We start from the raw sequence: 17914 nt of genomic DNA, 5'->3' as shown, positions 1-17914 counted from the left end.
GTAAACGCCGACAGCGATGCGTTACAGCCCCAATTCCACGGAAAACCGCTACACCACTGAATCCGGACACACACTGACCCTGTGGGAGCTGGCTTGCCAGCGATGGCGGTATATCTGCTGACACTATTGCTGGATCCGAAGGCCTCATCGCTGGCAAGCCAGCTCCCACAAGGTACGTGACCAATTCGAGTTTTTTACTCCACGCAACTACTGCCCCGCAAACAAACGGGAGTAATCTGGCGGGCACACTCAACTGCCCCAGGAGCCTCGTCGGTATGGAACTTCACGTCGTGATCAACGGCCGCAAGGATCTTGCCGGTCAGTTGTATCAGCAACTGCGCGGGGCCATTGAATCCGGGCGTCTGGCTGCCGGCACGCAATTGCCACCCAGCCGTCTGCTCGCCGAGCAACTGGGCATTTCGCGCAAGACCATTTCCGACACCTACGCGCAACTGACCTACGAAAACTTTCTCACCGGGGTGATCGGCAAAGGCACCTACGTCAACGCGCGCCCGGCGCAGATCCAGCGCAAACAGAGCCACACCGAACTGGCCGGCGCCGAGGTGATCGAGAGCTGGCGCAATCTGCCGGTGTTTCTGCGCCATCCGACGCTGGAAGGTTCGCTGCGCTACGACTTTATCGGCGGCGCCACCAGCAAGGGCCAGTTCCCGCAAGATGACTGGCGCCGCTGCGTGTCTCACGCGATGCGGCAGATGGCGCAGTCCAAGGGTTTCTACAGCCTGCCCGAAGGCTTGCCGGCGCTGCGCAATGCGATTGCCCGGCACATCGCGTTTTCCCGGGGCATCAACTGCCAGGATGAAGACATCGTCGTGTGCAATGGCGCGCAACAGGCGCTGGACCTGATCACCCGTGTGCTGATCCGCCCGGGCAGTCTGGTGGCAATGGAAGATCCCGGTTATCCGCCAGCGCGTCTGCTGTTCGCCACCCATGGCGCCGAGGTGGTCGGGATTCCGGTGGATGCCGAGGGCATTCAGGTTGAACATATTCCCGAGGGCACCCGCCTCATCTATGTCACGCCGTCGCACCAGTTCCCGCTGGGCATGCCGATGAGCCACGCACGCCGCGAAGCCTTGTTGGCTCGCGCGCATGAGTTGGGCGCGATCATCATCGAGGACGACTATGACAGTGAGTTTCGCTACGAAGGTCGGCCGACCGATTCGCTGTTCAATCTCGACCAGCGCGGCATCGTCGCCTACGTCGGCACCTTCTCGAAAACCCTGCTGCCGGAGCTGCGCCTGGGTTATGCGATTCTGCCGCCAGCGATCCTCGAGGCGGTGATCCGCGCCAAGCAACTCACCGATCTACACGCCTCGACCTTGCCGCAATGGGCGCTGGCCAAGTTCATCGCCGAGGGTTGCCTGCTCAAGCATATCCGCCGCTGCCACACCATTTATGCGCAACGCCGCGAGCGCATTCTGGCGCGCATGGCCGACGATCTTTCGCCGTGGCTGCAGGCGGTGCCGCCGAGTGCCGGGTTCCACATGACGGTGTTCTGCAAGGTGCCGATCGACCTGCCGCTGGTGATCGAACTGGCGAAAAAGGTCGAAGTCGGCCTGTATGCGATCAACGGTTTCTATTACCAGCAAACGCCGAAAAACGGCCTGTACTTCGGCTTCGGCGCCATCGAAACCCTGGACATCGATATCGCTCTGGATCGCCTGCGCGACATCCTCCAGCAGGTCGCCTGAGCGATTGGCCTAAAGATTTAACCGCCGATTGGTTATTGGTGATCCCAGGGTGCAGGCCTATTCTGCACAGGCGTTATCCCTCAATGAGCAGGATTCGTCCGGCCTGATTCAGGAGTGTGAGCAATGTCCAACGAAGTGATCAATACGGTGCAGGTGCAGGCTGCCGCCGGCCGCTCGGATGAACTGGGCAAGCAACTGCAGAAGATCGTCGAAACCCTGCGCGAAACGCCGGGCTGCGATTCCTACCTGGTCGACCGCTGCCCCGAGGACAGCCACCGCTGGACGGTCAGTGCCCGCTGGCAGTCGGAAGCGGCGATGCAGGCGCATTTCAACCGGCCCGAGGCGCAGGGGTTTATTGACCTGATCGATAGTCGGCTGGCCAATAGTGTGGATTTCAACAGCTTCCATATCGTCTGATCTGACGCTATCGCTGGCAAGCCAGCTCCCACAGGGTTCAGCGTCGTTCGATAATTTAATAAACGACACAAAACCTGTGGGAGCTGGCTTGCCAGCGATGGCGTACTCAAACACGCTGAATAACCGCCGATTGGTCACCCAATCTTCCCGAATATTGGCCGTTTGAATGCCCCGCCCTGCGGACTACTGTGATCAGCAACACCCCGATCATCACAGGTAACCCGCCATGAAAGCCCTGCCCTTCTTCGCCGCCGCCCTCGCCCTGAGCCTCTGCACCTCGGCCGTTTTCGCCCACGATCCCTCGGAAAAAGTCACCGTCCTGCAAGACCAGATGCTGAAAAACGCCCCCGGCAAAAAAGCCATGATGATCGAGGTTGATTACAAACCCGGCCAATCCTCAATCGCCCACAAACACGACGGCACGGCGATGGCTTACGTGCTGGAAGGTGAAGTGATTTCCCAAGTGAAGGGCGAACAACCGATCACCTACAAGAAGGGCCAGTTCTGGTACGAACCCGCCGGCTCCGAGCATCTGGTGTCGAAAAATGCCAGCCAAAGCAAACCCGCCAAGTTGCTGGTGTTCATGGTGCTGGCCCCGGATGAACAAGTGCTGATCCCGCTGAAAAACTGATGGCTGTTTAACCAGCCATAAATAAAAAGGCTCAAATCGTTGATTTGGGCCTTTTTATTTCCCGGGGCAATTAACCGCGCCGGGTTACAGCAAATGAACCTAATCAACTGTTGTTAGCTCAGCAAATTGTCAGGTTGACGGGTTTAGTCTGAATTAACGGTCGTGATTTACGACTTTTAAACTTTCCGACTGATGTTGTTTCACGGGAGAAACACCATGAAACTTGCGTTCACCAGTGTACTGGCGATATCGGTTTTAACCCTCTCTGCCTGTTCAGTGCCGACGGCCCCAAAAGCAGTTTCCTCTCTCGATACTCTGCTGCCTCATCCCACCGGCCGCAGTAGCGCCACTCAGGTAAAAAGCGGTCCCGGCGTATCGCTCGGCGTGGTCTACAGCCCAAGTACCCAGACCAACCGTGAATACCTGCGTGACTATCAAGCCAACGCCGGCACCGGTTTCGGCCAGAGCCTGCTGGTGCAGCCGATCCACGACGCCTATGTCGCCAGCTCGAAACCAGACATGGCGGTGAAATGGGTCAACGCGTCCCTGCAACGCCAATTCGGCTCGGTAACGGTGTATCCAGACATGCAAAGCCTGCGTGCAGCCAAGCCTGATGTGGTGGCGATTGTCGACACTCACAGCCAGTTGATCACTTCGCGCAGTTCCGACATCAAGGCCGACGTCAGTGCCGATTTTTATGATGCGCAGCTGAACTATATCGGTACGGCGAAAGGTTCGGATGCACGGGAATTGACGCCAGTGTGGGCGGACTTCAAACGGTCGGAAGAGATAGTGGCGGATATTAATCAGCAGCAGGATGTGCAAGTTCGGGCGTTGCAGAAGTTTGACCAGTCGCTCAACAATTTGGTCGCGGGGCCTGCAGATAAAGTGTCGATGCTGGATAGTAAACAAGGTCAGAAGTTGTATTGAATGTATGGGCCTCATCGCTGGCAAGCCAGCTCCCACAGGTATCGTGGTGCACCCGATCCTTGTGGGAGCTGGCTTGCCAGCGATGAGGCCGGAACAGCCACCACAAACCTCTCAGACAGAAAAAAACCCCGGCATCTCACGATACCGGGGCTTTTTCATTCAGCGCTTACTTATGCCAATTCAAGCTCGGCATTCGCAGCAGCCGCAGGCACGACCGCTTGCCCACTCAACGCCAGGTCCAGCAGTTCACGGTTCGCCACTGCATACATGGCGTAATCCGTGCCGCTCGCAGCGCGGATTTCCACCAGCATGGCGCGCCAGCGCGAGATCATGCTTTCGTGCTGTTCCATCCACAGCGCCAGACGTGCTTCCACGTCTTGAGTGCCGTCGCCCTGTTGCAGGACGGAGATGGTGATCGCCCGTTGCTGCCAGTCGACGTCATCACGGAACGCTTCACGGGCCAGGGCTTGCCAGTTGTTTTCAACCGGCAGCGCGCTGATCTGTTGCAGGTACCAGGTGATGTCCAGCGCACTGCCCACGGCGAAGTAGGCCTTGGCCACTTCGGCAGGGTTCTGTCCGGTCACGTCGGACGCTTCGATGATCGGCAGCAAGGTGTACAGGTGCGAGGTGCCCGCCACCATACGCGCCAGCAACTCCGGCACACCGGCTTCGACGTAAGCCTGATAACGCGCCTGCCAGTTTTCGCGGATTTCGCCGCTCAGCAGTTCGTCGAGCTTCAAACCCAGCTCTTTCAGGTGCGGACCGAAGTGCGCGGTGTCACGGGCAGCGTTCTGCTCGTTACGGCGGGCACGCAGGAACCAGCGCGTAGCGCGGCGACCCAGACGCATCAGCTCGTCCATCAGCTCCAACTGCACGTCAGCGCTGACTTGGTAGTCCAGCGCTTCGATCTGACGGAACCAGTGCGGGAGGTGGAAGATGTCACGCACGATCACGTAAGCACCGGCCACATTCGCCGGGCTCATGCCGGTCGACTCTTTGAGTCGTTGAACGAAGGTGATGCCCATGTGGTTGACCAGGTCGTTGGCGATCTGGGTGCTGACGATCTCGCGCTTCAGACGGTGACGACGCATGGCTTCGGAGAACTTGCTGACCAGGGTCGGCGGGAACGCCGTTTCCATGTCGCGGGTCAGGTAGTCGTCGTCCGGCACCAAGGAGCCCAACAGCTGCTCTTTGAGGTCGATCTTGCTGTACGAGATCAGTACCGACAGCTCAGGACGGGTCAGACCGTGGCCTTCGGCAATGCGCTCGTTGATCTGCTCTTCGGTCGGCAGGAACTCGATGGCACGGTCCAGCTTGCCACGGCCTTCCAGATCACCCATCAGACGCTTGTACTCAGCGATGCGTTCGTAGGCACGGCGCGCCGCCAGGGACAGGGCCTGAGTCTGCTTGTAGTTGTTGCCCAGCACCAGGTTGCCGACTTCGTCGGTCATGCTCGCCAGCAACTGGTTGCGTTGCTTATCGGTCATGTCACCGGCCTGAACCACTTCGTTCAGCAGGATCTTGATGTTCACTTCGTGGTCGGAGCAGTCCACGCCACCGGCGTTGTCGATGAAGTCGGTGTTGGAACCGCCGCCATTCAGACCAAACTCCACTCGACCCAGTTGGGTCATGCCGAGGTTACCGCCCTCGCCCACGACTTTGCAGCGCAGCTCGTTGCCGTTCACGCGCAGTGCATCGTTGGCCTTGTCGCCGACATCGGCGTGGCTCTCGGTGCTCGCTTTCACATAAGTACCGATACCGCCGTTCCACAGCAGATCCACCGGTGCCTTGAGCAAGGCGTTCAGCAGTTCGGTCGGGGTCAGCTTGTCAGCCTTGATGTCGAAGCGTTCCTGCATCTGCGGGGAGATCGCGATGCTCTTCGCGCTGCGCGAGAAGATACCGCCACCTTCGGACATGATGCTGGTGTCGTAGTCGGTCCAGGCCGAACGCGGCAGGTCGAACATGCGCTGACGCTCGACGAAGCTGGTCGCCGGGTTCGGGTTCGGGTCGATGAAGATGTGCATGTGGTTGAAGGCAGCGACCAGTTGCAGCTTGTCGGACATCAACAGGCCGTTACCGAACACGTCACCGGCCATGTCGCCGACGCCGACAACAGTGATACTGTCTTCCTGAACATTGATGCCGCGCTCGCGGAAGTGGCGTTGTACGCCAACCCACGCGCCTTTGGCGGTAATGCCCATTTTCTTGTGGTCGTAACCGGCCGAACCACCGGACGCAAACGCGTCACCCAGCCAGAAGCCGTAGTCGATGGCGATGCCGTTGGCGATGTCGGAGAAGGTCGCAGTGCCCTTGTCCGCTGCTACTACCAGGTACGGGTCGTCATCGTCGTGGCGAACCACGTTCAATGGCGGTACCAGCGCGCCGTCTTTCAGGTTGTCGGTGATGTCTAACAGACCGGAAATGAAGATGCGGTAGCAGGCGATGCCCTCGGCCGCGATCTCGTCACGGCTGCCGCCCAGTGGCAGGCGACGCGGCAGGAAGCCGCCCTTCGCACCCACTGGCACGATGACCGAGTTCTTCACTTGCTGGGCTTTTACCAGGCCGAGGACTTCGGTACGGAAGTCTTCTTCACGGTCGGACCAGCGCAGACCACCACGAGCGACGTTACCGAAGCGCAGGTGCACGCCTTCAACGCGTGGCGAGTAGACGAAGATTTCGAACTTCGGCACTGGCTTCGGCAGTTCAGGGATCGCGTGCGGGTTGAACTTGAAGCTGAAGTACGACTTGTTCTGGCCGTTGGCGTCAGTCTGATAGAAGTTGGTCCGCAGGGTGGCTTTGATCAGGTCGAGGTAACGACGCAGGATGCGGTCTTCGTTGAGCACCTGGACGTCGTCCAGTGCGGTCAGAATCGCTTGTTCCAGACGCAGTTGCTTGTCTTCCAGATCGTCGTCGCTGAGTTTGCGCGCCAGATAGAAGCGGGTCTTGAACAACCGGGTCAGTTCGCGAGCGATGTCGGTGTGGTTGTTCAGGGTGCTGGCGATGTAACCCAGGTCGAAGCCCAGACGAATCTGCTTCAGGTAACGCGCGTAAGCACGCAGCAGCGCGACGTCGCGCCATGGCAGGCCGGCGGTCAGTACCAGACGGTTGAACGCATCGTTTTCGGCGTCGCCGCGAACGATGTGGACGAACGCGTCCTGCAGGGTGTCGTTGAGTTGCTGGATGTCGAGGTCGAGGCCTTCAGCGGCAGTGAACGCGAAGTCGTGGATCCAGAACTCGCGGCCATTGGTGTGACGCAGACGGTACGGGAATTCGCCCAGTACGCGCAGGCCGAGGTTTTCCAGGATCGGCAAGACGTCGGACAGCGCCAGCGGCGTGTCGGCGTGGTACAGCTTGCAATGCAGCTCGCGCTGGCCGGAGACCTGACCGAGCGGCTGATAGAAGCTCATCACCAGCGGATTTTTTTCGTTGAGGCTCAGCAGGTGCTGCATGTCGACCACGGCCGAATGCGCAGCGAAACGCTCGCGGTAGCCGGCCGGGAAGCCTTTCGGGAAGTCCGCCAGTACGTTGGTGCCGTGGGCTTCGCCGAAGCTTTCGACGGTCAGTGCGGCGTAGTCGTCCTGCCAGCTGCGGCACGCTTGTACGACTTCTTTTTCCAGCAGCACGGTGTCGATGTCGAGACGGTTTTTCGGGTCGACACGCAGGATCAACTGCACGCGCGCCAGTACCGACTCAGAGAAGAATGTCCAGAATTCGCAATCGGAGGCCTTCAGGCGCTCCATCAGCACTTGCTGGATCTTCTGGCGAACTTCGGTGGAATAGATGTCGCGCGGCACGTAGGCCAGGCAGTAGCAGAAACGCCCGTACGGGTCTTTGCGCAGGAACACGCGGATCTTGTTGCGTTCCTGGATTTGCACGATCGACATCACGGTGGTGAACAGTTCGTCGACCGGGGTCTGGAACAGGTCATCACGCGGCAGCACTTCAAGCACCTGCGCCAGTTCCTTGCCCAGGTGAGCCTTGGACTGGAAGCCGGAGCGCGTTTCGATTTCTTCGACCTTGCGGCGGATGAACGGGATGACCCGCACGCTCTCGCCATACACCGAGGAGGTGTACAGGCCCATGAAACGGTGTTCTTTGATGACTTTGCCGTCGGCGTCGATTTCACGGATCGACACGTAATCCGGGTAAGCCGGACGGTGTACACGGCTTGGGTGCGCAGCCTTGGCGAACGACAGCAGGGTCGGTTCGCGCAGGTAGGCAACGGCGTAGTCTTCGATGCGCAGGTCTTCGTAGGTCAGGCCGGTGCGCAGCAGTTTGGTCAGGCCGAGGAAGGAGTTCTGGTCGTACTCGATATGGCCGCCATCGGCCTGATCGGTGACCACGAATTCTTCATAGCCGAGGAAGGTGAAGTGGTTGCCCACCAGCCATTCCAGGAAGCTTTTGATTTCGTTCTTTTCGTCGGCATCGACGGCGAAGGCGCTGTTGTCGAGTTTGGTGAGGATTTCCTGCACCTTGGCTTTCATCGGCTCGAAATCGGCGACCGCGACGCGGACTTCACCGAGAACCTGTTCCAGCTCTTTGCTCAGCACATTCAGTTCGGCCGCGTTGGCGCAGCGGTCGATTTCCAGGTACATCAACGACTCTTGCAGAATGCCGTCGCCCTGGGTGCCTTTCGGCAGGATTTCCAGCAACTCGCCCTTGCTGCCACGACGCACGCTGAGCACGGTGGTTTGCAGGGTGTGGATACTGTAGCCGCGGCGGTTCAGTTCAGTACGAACCGAGTCGACCAGAAATGGCAGGTCGTGGTGCAGGACTTCGACCGCGGTGTGGGTCGACTGCCAGCCATGACGCTCGTAATCAGGGTTGTAGACGCGCACTTGCGGTTGCGCGTGATCGAAGCGCTCAAGCAGGCGCCACGCGGAAAGAGTACAGCCAGCGAGGTCGGAGAGGCGACGTTGAGTCAGCTCGTCCAAAGAAATGATGCCGAAGAATTGTTCAGCGAACAGCGCCACTTGTGGCAGTGCCTGTTCACTGATGTGCTGCGCCAGTGCCGCTTGCAGTTGGTGCTGGAAGTCGGCTTTGCTGGCTGCGGTGAAGAACGCCATCTGTGGTACTCCGCTTAAGCTTGTTATTGATGGAAAGCGTCGCGTGCAACACCCCTTTCGGGGCTTGTGTCGCCCTGTTCCTGATTCTCGGGCAGAGGAAACAGGGGGACAGGTGGGTGAAGCTGGACGGGACACTCAGGTCACATTCACCTTCCATAGAATGAGCATCTGCAAAAGCGACTGCCAGCGGTGCCGACAATGCCTTTACGGGTGCTCATCCGTTGCGCAGCTTAAAGGGTGCGACAATGTGTCTGCTTGCGGTGCTGCGACATATTCGGTCATTGGCACGTAAACCGAGGGTCTGGCACCGGTAAACACTAGCAGTCGTGGTGGAAAATGCCGGTCTGAATGCCCGTTTTTACGGTACATGCGTGCCAGAAATGACCATTGATCCATGTCGCGTTCACGACACATCCTCTGACACTCTCACATGCAGAAATTCCCGAGGACTGGCAGAATCGCGCCCATTAGCGACCAACACGCCCCTCGAGGCAGGAATTGACCATGCAAATGACCACCGCCCTACTGATCGTCAACCCGTGCGATGACGAAGAAGACAACATGGCAATGCTCTGCTGCCACAGCGACAAGGGCGACATGTTCCTGATGAGCCGCTACCCGGATGAGGATGAGCTGGAGATCACTCTGGATGGCGAACCTTCGACGCTGGACGGGGTGAAAGTCACCCTGAGTTCGAATCTGTTGAAGATCGAGATTGCGGCGGCGGATGCCGATGCGCTGAACGGGGATGATGTGCTGGAGATCAGCTTTAACCCGGACATGGTGGATATGGATGAGGTGGTCGAGACCCTGACGAATATCCTTGATGGGACGGGTACCTTCATTAACGAAGTTTGATGGCGTCCAGACTGGCCTCATCGCTGGCAAGCCAGCTCCCACAGTGATCGATGTGTTGCACAATTCGCATGCACAACGCTGAACCTGTGGGAGCTGGCTTGCCAGCGATGAGGCCAGAACAGCCACCTCAACACTCCCCCACTACAAAAACCCAACAATTCCCCCAGTCATTTCCCGCACTTTGCGCAAAATGCCGTTAGTCGCCACCCCCCGCGATGGATTAAAGTAACGCCCCCAGCCCTAGCGTTATCCGAACGCCTGTGGCCACCCCTTTCCAGGAACAGTCACCGATGGAACATCGTGAAGCGCTGCTGGCGCTGCGAACCTTTCTTTCAACGCAGATTCTCGGCCAGGAAAAACTCATCGAGCGTTTGCTCATCGCCCTGCTCGCCGACGGCCACATGCTGGTCGAGGGTGCGCCGGGTCTGGCCAAGACCAAAGCGATCAAAGAACTCGCCGAGGGCATCGAAGCCCAGTTCCATCGCATTCAGTTCACCCCTGACCTGCTGCCGGCCGACATCACCGGCACCGAAATCTATCGCCCGGAAACCGGCAGTTTCGTGTTCCAGCAAGGGCCGATCTTCCACAACCTGGTGCTGGCGGACGAAATCAACCGTGCCCCGGCCAAAGTGCAATCGGCGCTGCTCGAAGCCATGGCCGAGCGTCAGGTCAGTGTCGGTCGCAGCACTTACGAGTTGTCGCCGCTGTTTCTGGTAATGGCCACGCAAAACCCGATCGAGCAGGAAGGCACGTATCCGCTGCCGGAAGCACAGCTCGACCGTTTTCTGATGCACGTGAAAATCGGTTTCCCGGACGCTGCCGTCGAACGCCGTATCCTGCAGCAGGCTCGTGGCGAAGCGTTGAACGGTGAAACCAAACCCGAACGCCGCGTCAGCCAACAGGCGATCTTCGCCGCGCGCAAGGAAATCCTCGGTCTGTACATGGCCGACGCCGTGGAGGAATACCTCGTGCAACTGGTCATGGCCACGCGCAACCCGGCCAAGTTCGACCCGGAAATGGCCGAGTGGATCGCCTATGGCGCCAGCCCGCGCGGCTCGATTGCTCTCGACCGTTGTGCCCGCGCCCACGCCTGGCTGGCCGGTCGCGACTTCGTCAGCCCGGAAGACATCCAGGCGGTGCTGTTCGATGTGTTGCGTCACCGCATCATTTTGTCGTTTGAAGCCGAAGCCGCCGGCATCGATCAGGATCGGGTGGTGCAGCGGATTCTCGACGTCGTAGCCGTCGCTTGACCCCCATGAACGCCACCCTGCCGTCCGAACCGGGCATCCGCGTCAGCCTCGCCGAGCTGATCGAGATGCGCCACCGCGTGCGTGAAGTGCAGCTGTTTTCCACGCCGAGCCAGCGCAGCCCGCTGATCGGCCTGCATCACTCGAAATTCCGTGGCCGTGGCGTCGACTTCGATCAGGTGCGCGTCTATCAGGCCGGCGACGACGTACGCACCATCGACTGGCGCGTGACGGCGCGTACCCAAGAGCCGCACACCAAGCTGTTCCATGAAGAACGCGAACGACCGATTTTCATCATGGTCGAGCAAAGCACACGGCTGTTTTTCGGCTCGGGGCTGATGTTCAAATCGGTACTGGCAGCGCAAGTAGCGGCGCTGATCGGCTGGGCCGCGCTCGGCCATAACGACCGCGTTGGCGGGCTGGTGTTCGGCGACAACGAGCACTACGAAATCAAGCCTCGACGCAGCAAACAGAGCCTGCTGCAACTGCTCAACCGTCTGGTCAAGGTCAACCAGTCGCTGCACAGCGAGCGCGAGCCGGATCGCGATGCGTTTGGCGTGGCGCTGCGCCGTGCCCGCGAAGTGCTGCGCCCGGGCAGTCTGGTGATCGTCATCTGCGACGAGCGCGCGTTGTCCGACAGCGCTGAACAACAATTGAGCCTGCTCTCGCGCCATTGTGATTTGCTGATGCTGCCGCTGTCCGATCCCCTCGATCACGCCCTGCCCGCCGCCGGTCTTCTCCGATTCGCCGAACGCGGCGCGCAACTCGAACTCGATACGCTGAATTTCGACCTGCGCCAGACCTATCGCGCCCAGGCCGAAGCACGCATCGCGCGCTGGGAATTGCTCGCGCAGAAGCTGCGGGTATTGCTGATGCCGCTGAGCACGCAAAGCGAAATGGTCGAGCAGATGCGCGAATTCCTCAATCCGCAGCGTCCGGGGAAAGGTCGATGAACGGCCTCGAACAACTGCAACCGCTGATCTCGCCGCCACCGATTGCCTTCTGGCCGCCGGCGCCGGGTTGGTGGCTGCTGCTTCTGTTGTTGCCGCTGCTGGGTTTCGCTGTGTGGAAACTTCGCCGTTTCATTCCGATGAAGAAACGCCCGATTGTCCGCGCCGAGCAGCCGCTCGACCCAGTGCGCATTGCCGCCCTCGCCGAACTGGCGCAAATGCCCAAACCCTACGACGGTGCTCCGGCCGGGGCGTGGTTGCAGCAACTCAACGGCCTGCTCAAACGCCTGTGCCGCAACCACTATCCCTACAGCCAGAGCCACACCCTCAATGGGCGTAAATGGCTGGCCTTTCTCGACAACCGTTGCCCGGCGGCGGGCCTCACCCGTTGGATGGTGCTGGTCGAAGGCGCTTACAAACCGGAATGCAAACTCGACGACAAAGCCATCGCCGGCCTGACCCAGGCTGTCGACACGTGGATTCGCAAACATGTTTGAGTTCGCCTGGCCGTGGATCTTTGTGCTGGTGCCGCTGCCGTGGCTGATGCGCCTGGTGCTGCCGGTCGCCGACAGTGGCGAGCCAGCCCTGAAAGTGAGTTTCCTCGCCGATCTGGAAGGCCTCGCCCGCCGTCGCGCTCGGGCTAATCTGCCGGCGTGGCGTCAACAGGCGCCGTTCATGCTGTTGTGGCTGTTGCTGCTGACCGCCGCCGCGCGCCCGCAATGGCTCGGCGAACCGCTGCCGATTGCTGCCAGTGGGCGTGATCTGCTGGTGGCGGTGGACGTGTCCGGTTCGATGGATTTCCCGGATATGCAGTGGCAGGACGAAGAAGTCAGTCGGCTGACGCTGGTGCAACATCTGCTCGGTGATTTCCTCGAAAGTCGCGATGGCGACCGTGTCGGCCTGATCCTCTTCGGCAGCCAAGCCTATCTGCAAGCGCCGCTGACCTTTGATCGCCACACCGTGCGCGTCTGGCTCGACGAAGCGCGCATCGGCATTGCCGGCAAGAACACCGCCATCGGTGATGCCATCGGTCTGGCATTGAAACGCCTGCGCCTGCGTCCGGCGCAAAGCCGTGTGCTGATTCTGGTCACTGATGGCGCCAACAACGGCGGCGAGATCGATCCGCTGACGGCGGCAAAACTCGCTGCGAGCGAAGGCGTAAAAATCTATCCAATCGGGATTGGCGCCAACCCTGAGGACAGCGGTTCGACCGGCCTGCTCGGCGTCAATCCGAGTCTGGATCTCGACGAGCCGGCGCTCAAAGCCATCGCCGAAGTCACCGGTGGCCAGTATTTCCGTGCCCACGACGGCAAAGAACTGCAAGCAATCAAAGATACCTTGGACCAACTCGAACCCGTGACCCAACAACCGACCCAGGCCCGCCCGGCACAAGCCTTGTATCACTGGCCTCTGGCGCTGGCGCTGTGGTTGAGCCTGTTGCTGGTCGCGCGTGAATTGTGGCCGGACAACCCGCTGCAACGCCTGTTCACCAAGGAGCTGTATCTGCAAAGTCCGCTGCCTGACTGGCGTGAGCGCCTTAAGCGCTTGCGTCTGCGGAGGCGCCGATGATCGCGCTCTGGCCGCACTGGTTCCGTCCGTGGTGGTTGCTGTTGCTACCGCTGCTGGGCTGGCTGATCTGGCAACTCTGGCATCGGCAGAAGCGCGCCGGGCGCTGGCAGATGATTTTGCCGCCGGCGTTTCATGCCACCCTGCTCAGTGGCGGCAATGGTCGCGACAGCAAACTGCCGTGGGTTGCCCTTGGCGTGGCGTGGCTGCTGACGGTTCTGGCGCTACTCGGGCCGAGTTGGGAGCGCGTCGAACAGACCAGCCAGAAACCCGCCGATCCGTTGGTGGTGGTACTGGAACTGACCCCGGAAATGCTCGCCACCGACTCGCCGCCGACGCGACTGGAACAGGCCCGGCGCAAGCTGTTCGACCTGTTGCAGGCGCGCAGCGATGCGCAGACCGCCATCGTCGTCTACGCCGGCAGCGCACACACGCTGGTGCCGCTGTCGGATGACCTGGCGACCAGCCGCAATCTGCTCGATGCGCTCAAGCCATCACTGATGCCGGAAAACGGCCATCGCGCCGATCTGGCCGTGAGTAAAGCACTGGCCTTGCTCAAACAAGGCGCGCTCGGTCAGGGGCGGATTCTGCTGATCGGCTCGTCGCTCGATGATGAAGAGCGCCAAGGCATTCGCCGCGCCCTCAACGGTGAGTCGGCACAACTGCTGATGCTCGGCGTCGGCACCGCCGAAGGTGCGCCAATCGCCCAAGAGGACGGCAGTTTCCTCAAGGACGAACAAGGCGCGATCCGCGTGCCGCAACTCGACAGTCCGGGCCTGAGCGCTTTCCTCAACAGCGTGGGCGGCGAATACCATCCTGCACGCCTCGACGAAGCGGATCTTGGCGCGCTCGGGCTGCTCAACGGCCCGCGCAGTTTGCGTGACGATGGCCAGACCGTGCGCCTCGATACCTGGGCCGATCAGGGTTACTGGCTGCTGTTGCCGCTGTTGTTGCTCGCGGCGTGCGCCGGGCGACGTGGCTGGTTGTTCTGCCTGCCGCTGCTGTTTTGCTTGCCACAGCCGAGCTACGCTTTCGACTTCGAAGACCTGTGGCTGCGTCCCGACCAACAGGGCCTGCATTTGCTCAAGCAAAAGCGCCCGGTCGAAGCCGCCCAACATTTCGAAGATCATCAGTGGCAAGGGGTGGCGTTGTACGAGGCCGGCGACTACAGTGGCGCCGCCCAGCGCTTCGCCGAAGGCAGCGATGCCCGCGCCCACTACAATCGTGGCAACGCCTTGGCGAAAAGCGGTGAGCTGGAAGCGGCGATAGACGCCTATGAACAGGCCCTGGAACTGCAACCGGATCTGCGTCCGGCGCAGACCAACAAGGCGCTGGTGGAAAACCTGCTCAAGCAGAAAAACACACCGCCGCCCGCCGAGCCGGACACCAAACCGAGCGAACAGCAAAGTCTGCCAGGCGACGAACCACCGCCAGCAACCGCACCGCCACCGGCGGTAAAAAGTGAAACCCAGAGCGAGGCGCAACCGACCGAATCGGCCAGCGAACCGCCACCGACCACGCCGCCGCAGCCAGGCCCGAACGAAGTGCCGGGCAGCGATGAGGAAGAACAAACGGACACCGTGCCGACGCTGCGCCCGAGTGAAGACAACCTCGAAGGCGAGCAACGCCAGGCACTGGAACAATGGCTGGGCAAGATCCCGGATGATCCGGGCGAACTGCTGCGACGCAAATTCTGGTACGAACAGCAACAACATCAGGATCAGGAAAACACTCGATGACCCGCTTCACCGCTCTCTTGCTGCCCCTGCTGCTCTGCACGGCCACCGCCCAGGCGGCCGAGCTGACCGCCAGTGTGGATCGCAGTCGCCTGAACTCCGGCGAGACGGTCGAACTCACCCTCGAAACCAGCGACGTCACCCAGTTCGGCAAACCCGATTTGACCGCACTGGAAGCGTTGTTCGAAGTGCGCGGCACGCGGCAGGTCAACCAGCTCAACACCCTAAATGGCGACAACCGCGCAACCACGCGCTGGATCATCACCCTGCTGCCGAAGGAGAACGGCAGCGTAGTGATCCCGCCGCTGCAACTGGGCGACGCGCAGAGCCAGCCGATTACCGTGCAAGTGGTCGAAAGCGACACCCGCGAGAACCAGAACAGCCTTGATCCGGTGTTCATCGAGGCCAGCCTCGATCAGTCCAGCGTGTATGTGCAGGCGCAGGCGATCCTGACGTTGCGCATCTACCATTCGGTGTCGCTGTACGACGACAGCAGCCTGACGCCGCTGCAAATCGCCGATGCGCGCATCGAACAGCTTGGCGACACGCGTACCTACGAAAAAGACCTCAACGGTGTGCGCCATGGCGTGATCGAAATGCGCTATGCGATCTACCCGCAGCACAGCGGTTTGCTGACCATCGCGCCGCAGACCTTCAGCGCCACACTGGTCGACACGCAGCCGTCTCAGGACGCCAATGCGCAGGGGCCAAAGCCGGGCAAACTGATGCGCGTCAGTTCTGCTGAAATCCCCCTGACGGTGAAACCCAAACCCCTGACTTATCCGGTCGACGCACCATGGCTGCCCGCGCGCAGCCTAAGTCTCAGCGAAAGCTGGAACCCGGAACCGGAACACACTCAGGTTGGCGATTCCCTGACCCGCAGCCTGACATTGAAAGTCGAAGGCCTGGCCGCCTCGCAACTGCCGGCGCTGCCCGCCACAGACGTCAACGGCCTGCGCCGCTACCCCGATCAACCGGTGCTGAGCAACCAGAGCACTGACCGTGGCATCGTCGGCAGCCGCGAAGAACGCGAAGCGCTGGTGCCGAGCCGTAGCGGCGCCATCGACTTGCCGACGGTGGACGTGGTCTGGTGGAACACCTTCGAAGACCATCTGGAACACAGCAGCCTGCCCGCGCGCACGCTGCAAGTGGCCAACAACCCGAGCCTGCAAGTCGACACCCCGGCCGGCAACCTGCAAGTGAGCGCCGTCGATAACGATGTGTTGTGGTGGTGGAAACTCAGCACCCTGATCCTCGCCTGCACCACCCTCCTCGGCTTCGGCCTGTGGTGGCGCGCACGCTGGCAACCGGCAGTGCACCGCGCCGCACAAACCGGCCCGAGCCCGCGCACGCTGATGGATGACATCAAGCGTGCGAGCCAGGCGAATGATCCGCAGGCGACGCGGCAGGCCTTGGATGCCTGGGCGCGGCAGCAACCGGAGACACTGGCAGACATGGCGGCGCGGTTTGTGCCGTTGTCGGATGCGCTGGATGGGTTGAATGGTGCGCTGTACAGCGAGACGGGGCAGCATTGGCAGGGTGAGGATTTGTGGCGGGCGATCCGTACGATTCCGGCGGCGGAACGGGTGCAGGATCCGGTGGGTGATAGTGGGTTGCCGCCGCTTTATCCGAAGTGAACCCACGATCCCTCAACGAACACTTGAGGGATGTATCGGCAGGTCTGAATTGCAACAAGCTGACGCTCGCCTGCCGAAGGGCACTAAGAAACTCCCCCTTCGGACTGGATAGACAGGCATCACTCTGGGTCTGTCTTGCTGCGCTGGTCAGATAAACGACAGGTGGCCAGAGCCACCCGTTCGTTTCCCGGAACGCGGAAATTCGGCGTCCCCGATCAATACTTGAATTTCGTTTTCACCTGTTCGCCTTCGCGATAAGAGAGAACAAACGCCTTCCAGGGTTCACCGCGTTTGACTGCGTTTGCCTGCAATTGATCGACCAGACGAAGAATTATCGCCCCGTTTATATCGGTTTCGGCGTTCCAGTCCTCAATCCCGTCTTTCTCGACGGCTAATTCCGTTTCTATATAGCCCTCACCCAACTCAACACCGTATCGGAACGCGTCATAACCATGGATTATGCCTGCTTCGACCAATTGGAAAATCTCTTCGAAAATTTTTATATCTTCAGTGATCACTAAATAACCTCCGGAATTTGGTGGGGGTTGGATCCCTCAGTGATCGAACACAGAACGAACATGTCCCGTCAGTCCAATTAAATCCTCGTATGCCACTGGACCAAGTAAAGGTTCATGAATAGACAAATAGACCGCTGCCGTCATGTTTGCTTGCAAAGCACATTCACCCACCTCCCACAACCTTGACGGTGCAATCATCCAGTTAATCCCGGGTAGCCCTTCGCGTGACCGGCCAACAATCGACCATGATAAAGCTCCCTTGTACCCCTCCACGGCAGCCTTCAACTTGTCGCTATCAACCGTGCTAATACACTCAAATCTGAAAGCGATGAAGGGTGGCAGCGCTGAATGATCCTCCCGCTGCATTTCATTCCCAACCCTTACTTTTGGAAAACGCTGTTGATACTTTTGCCACTCCAATACGCCAATTTCAGCAATAACAGTCAGGAGATGGCCTTCTTCATTCTCAACTGTCATAAATTAAAGACCTTTGATCCCTCGAGACAGACCACGTTTATTTAAACGTGGCCTGTCCCATTATCCTCCGTCCTATTATTCTCCTTAGTTGCTACTGGCCCCCAATATCCGCGAAAAGGAGGTTCCGGCGCAACCAATCTCCAAACCTCTGCGGAATCACAACATTTGAACC

At 60.0% G+C, this 17914-nt stretch carries 14 protein-coding genes; 11 read left to right on the top strand and 3 right to left on the bottom strand.

Annotated elements, in window-relative coordinates; translation table 11 throughout:
• The first annotated feature begins 275 nt into the window (after positions 1-275).
• From pdxR to J0G10_RS13750, 4 genes are all read left to right on the top strand, one after another.
• Positions 276-1709, top strand: coding sequence for a MocR-like pyridoxine biosynthesis transcription factor PdxR (pdxR, locus tag J0G10_RS13765; RefSeq protein WP_186624275.1), 1434 nt, complete (start codon positions 276-278; stop codon positions 1707-1709).
• 123 nt (positions 1710-1832) lie between these two features.
• A complete protein-coding gene (locus J0G10_RS13760) occupies positions 1833-2126 on the top strand; it encodes a putative quinol monooxygenase (RefSeq protein ID WP_095125660.1) in 294 nt (97 codons plus the stop codon).
• 226 nt (positions 2127-2352) lie between these two features.
• A complete protein-coding gene (locus tag J0G10_RS13755; protein WP_095050121.1) occupies positions 2353-2757 on the top strand; it encodes a cupin domain-containing protein in 405 nt (134 codons plus the stop codon).
• A gap of 216 nt (positions 2758-2973) precedes the next feature.
• Positions 2974-3687 carry an ATPase gene (locus J0G10_RS13750; RefSeq protein ID WP_220558691.1) on the top strand — a complete coding sequence of 238 codons (714 nt, stop codon included), beginning with the start codon at positions 2974-2976 and terminating at the stop codon, positions 3685-3687.
• A 170-nt stretch (positions 3688-3857) separates the two neighbouring features.
• Here J0G10_RS13750 and J0G10_RS13745 read toward each other — a convergent pair whose 3' ends face one another.
• Positions 3858-8753, bottom strand: coding sequence for an NAD-glutamate dehydrogenase (locus J0G10_RS13745; protein ID WP_220558690.1), 4896 nt, complete (start codon positions 8751-8753; stop codon positions 3858-3860).
• Between the two features lie 504 nt (positions 8754-9257).
• Between J0G10_RS13745 and J0G10_RS13740 the strand changes: the two genes are divergently transcribed.
• The 7 genes from J0G10_RS13740 to J0G10_RS13710 all read left to right on the top strand — a co-directional run bounded on the left by J0G10_RS13740 (position 9258) and on the right by J0G10_RS13710 (position 16747).
• Positions 9258-9611, top strand: a complete 354-nt coding sequence (locus tag J0G10_RS13740) for a hypothetical protein (protein WP_220558689.1) — start codon at positions 9258-9260, stop codon at positions 9609-9611.
• 290 nt (positions 9612-9901) lie between these two features.
• The gene (locus J0G10_RS13735; protein ID WP_007913915.1) at positions 9902-10861 is read left to right on the top strand and encodes an AAA family ATPase; all 960 of its coding nucleotides are present in this window, start codon (positions 9902-9904) and stop codon (positions 10859-10861) included.
• A gap of 5 nt (positions 10862-10866) precedes the next feature.
• Complete coding sequence (locus tag J0G10_RS13730) at positions 10867-11811, top strand: DUF58 domain-containing protein (protein ID WP_095050117.1); 945 nt, start codon at positions 10867-10869, stop codon at positions 11809-11811.
• Complete coding sequence (locus J0G10_RS13725; protein ID WP_038369283.1) at positions 11808-12305, top strand: DUF4381 domain-containing protein; 498 nt, start codon at positions 11808-11810, stop codon at positions 12303-12305. The genes J0G10_RS13730 and J0G10_RS13725 overlap by 4 nt, the downstream gene beginning before the upstream one ends.
• The gene (locus tag J0G10_RS13720) at positions 12298-13377 is read left to right on the top strand and encodes a vWA domain-containing protein (protein WP_095050115.1); all 1080 of its coding nucleotides are present in this window, start codon (positions 12298-12300) and stop codon (positions 13375-13377) included. Before J0G10_RS13725 ends, J0G10_RS13720 begins: the two co-directional genes overlap by 8 nt.
• Positions 13374-15113, top strand: coding sequence for a tetratricopeptide repeat protein (locus tag J0G10_RS13715; protein ID WP_220558688.1), 1740 nt, complete (start codon positions 13374-13376; stop codon positions 15111-15113). Before J0G10_RS13720 ends, J0G10_RS13715 begins: the two co-directional genes overlap by 4 nt.
• Positions 15110-16747 (top strand): BatD family protein, encoded by a 1638-nt coding sequence (locus J0G10_RS13710; protein WP_220558687.1) that lies wholly within the window; start codon positions 15110-15112, stop codon positions 16745-16747. Before J0G10_RS13715 ends, J0G10_RS13710 begins: the two co-directional genes overlap by 4 nt.
• A 215-nt stretch (positions 16748-16962) precedes the next feature.
• Here J0G10_RS13710 and J0G10_RS13705 read toward each other — a convergent pair whose 3' ends face one another.
• Positions 16963-17265 carry a hypothetical protein gene (locus J0G10_RS13705; RefSeq protein WP_150652190.1) on the bottom strand — a complete coding sequence of 101 codons (303 nt, stop codon included), beginning with the start codon at positions 17263-17265 and terminating at the stop codon, positions 16963-16965.
• A 36-nt stretch (positions 17266-17301) separates the two neighbouring features.
• On the bottom strand, positions 17302-17742 hold the full coding sequence (locus J0G10_RS13700) for a hypothetical protein (RefSeq protein ID WP_220558686.1): 441 nt from the start codon (positions 17740-17742) through the stop codon (positions 17302-17304).
• Between the last annotated feature and the right edge of the window lie 172 nt (positions 17743-17914).

Source organism: Pseudomonas germanica (assembly GCF_019614655.1).
GTDB lineage: Bacteria > Pseudomonadota > Gammaproteobacteria > Pseudomonadales > Pseudomonadaceae > Aquipseudomonas > Aquipseudomonas neuropathica.
This window is presented reverse-complemented; position numbering and strand designations above follow the sequence as displayed.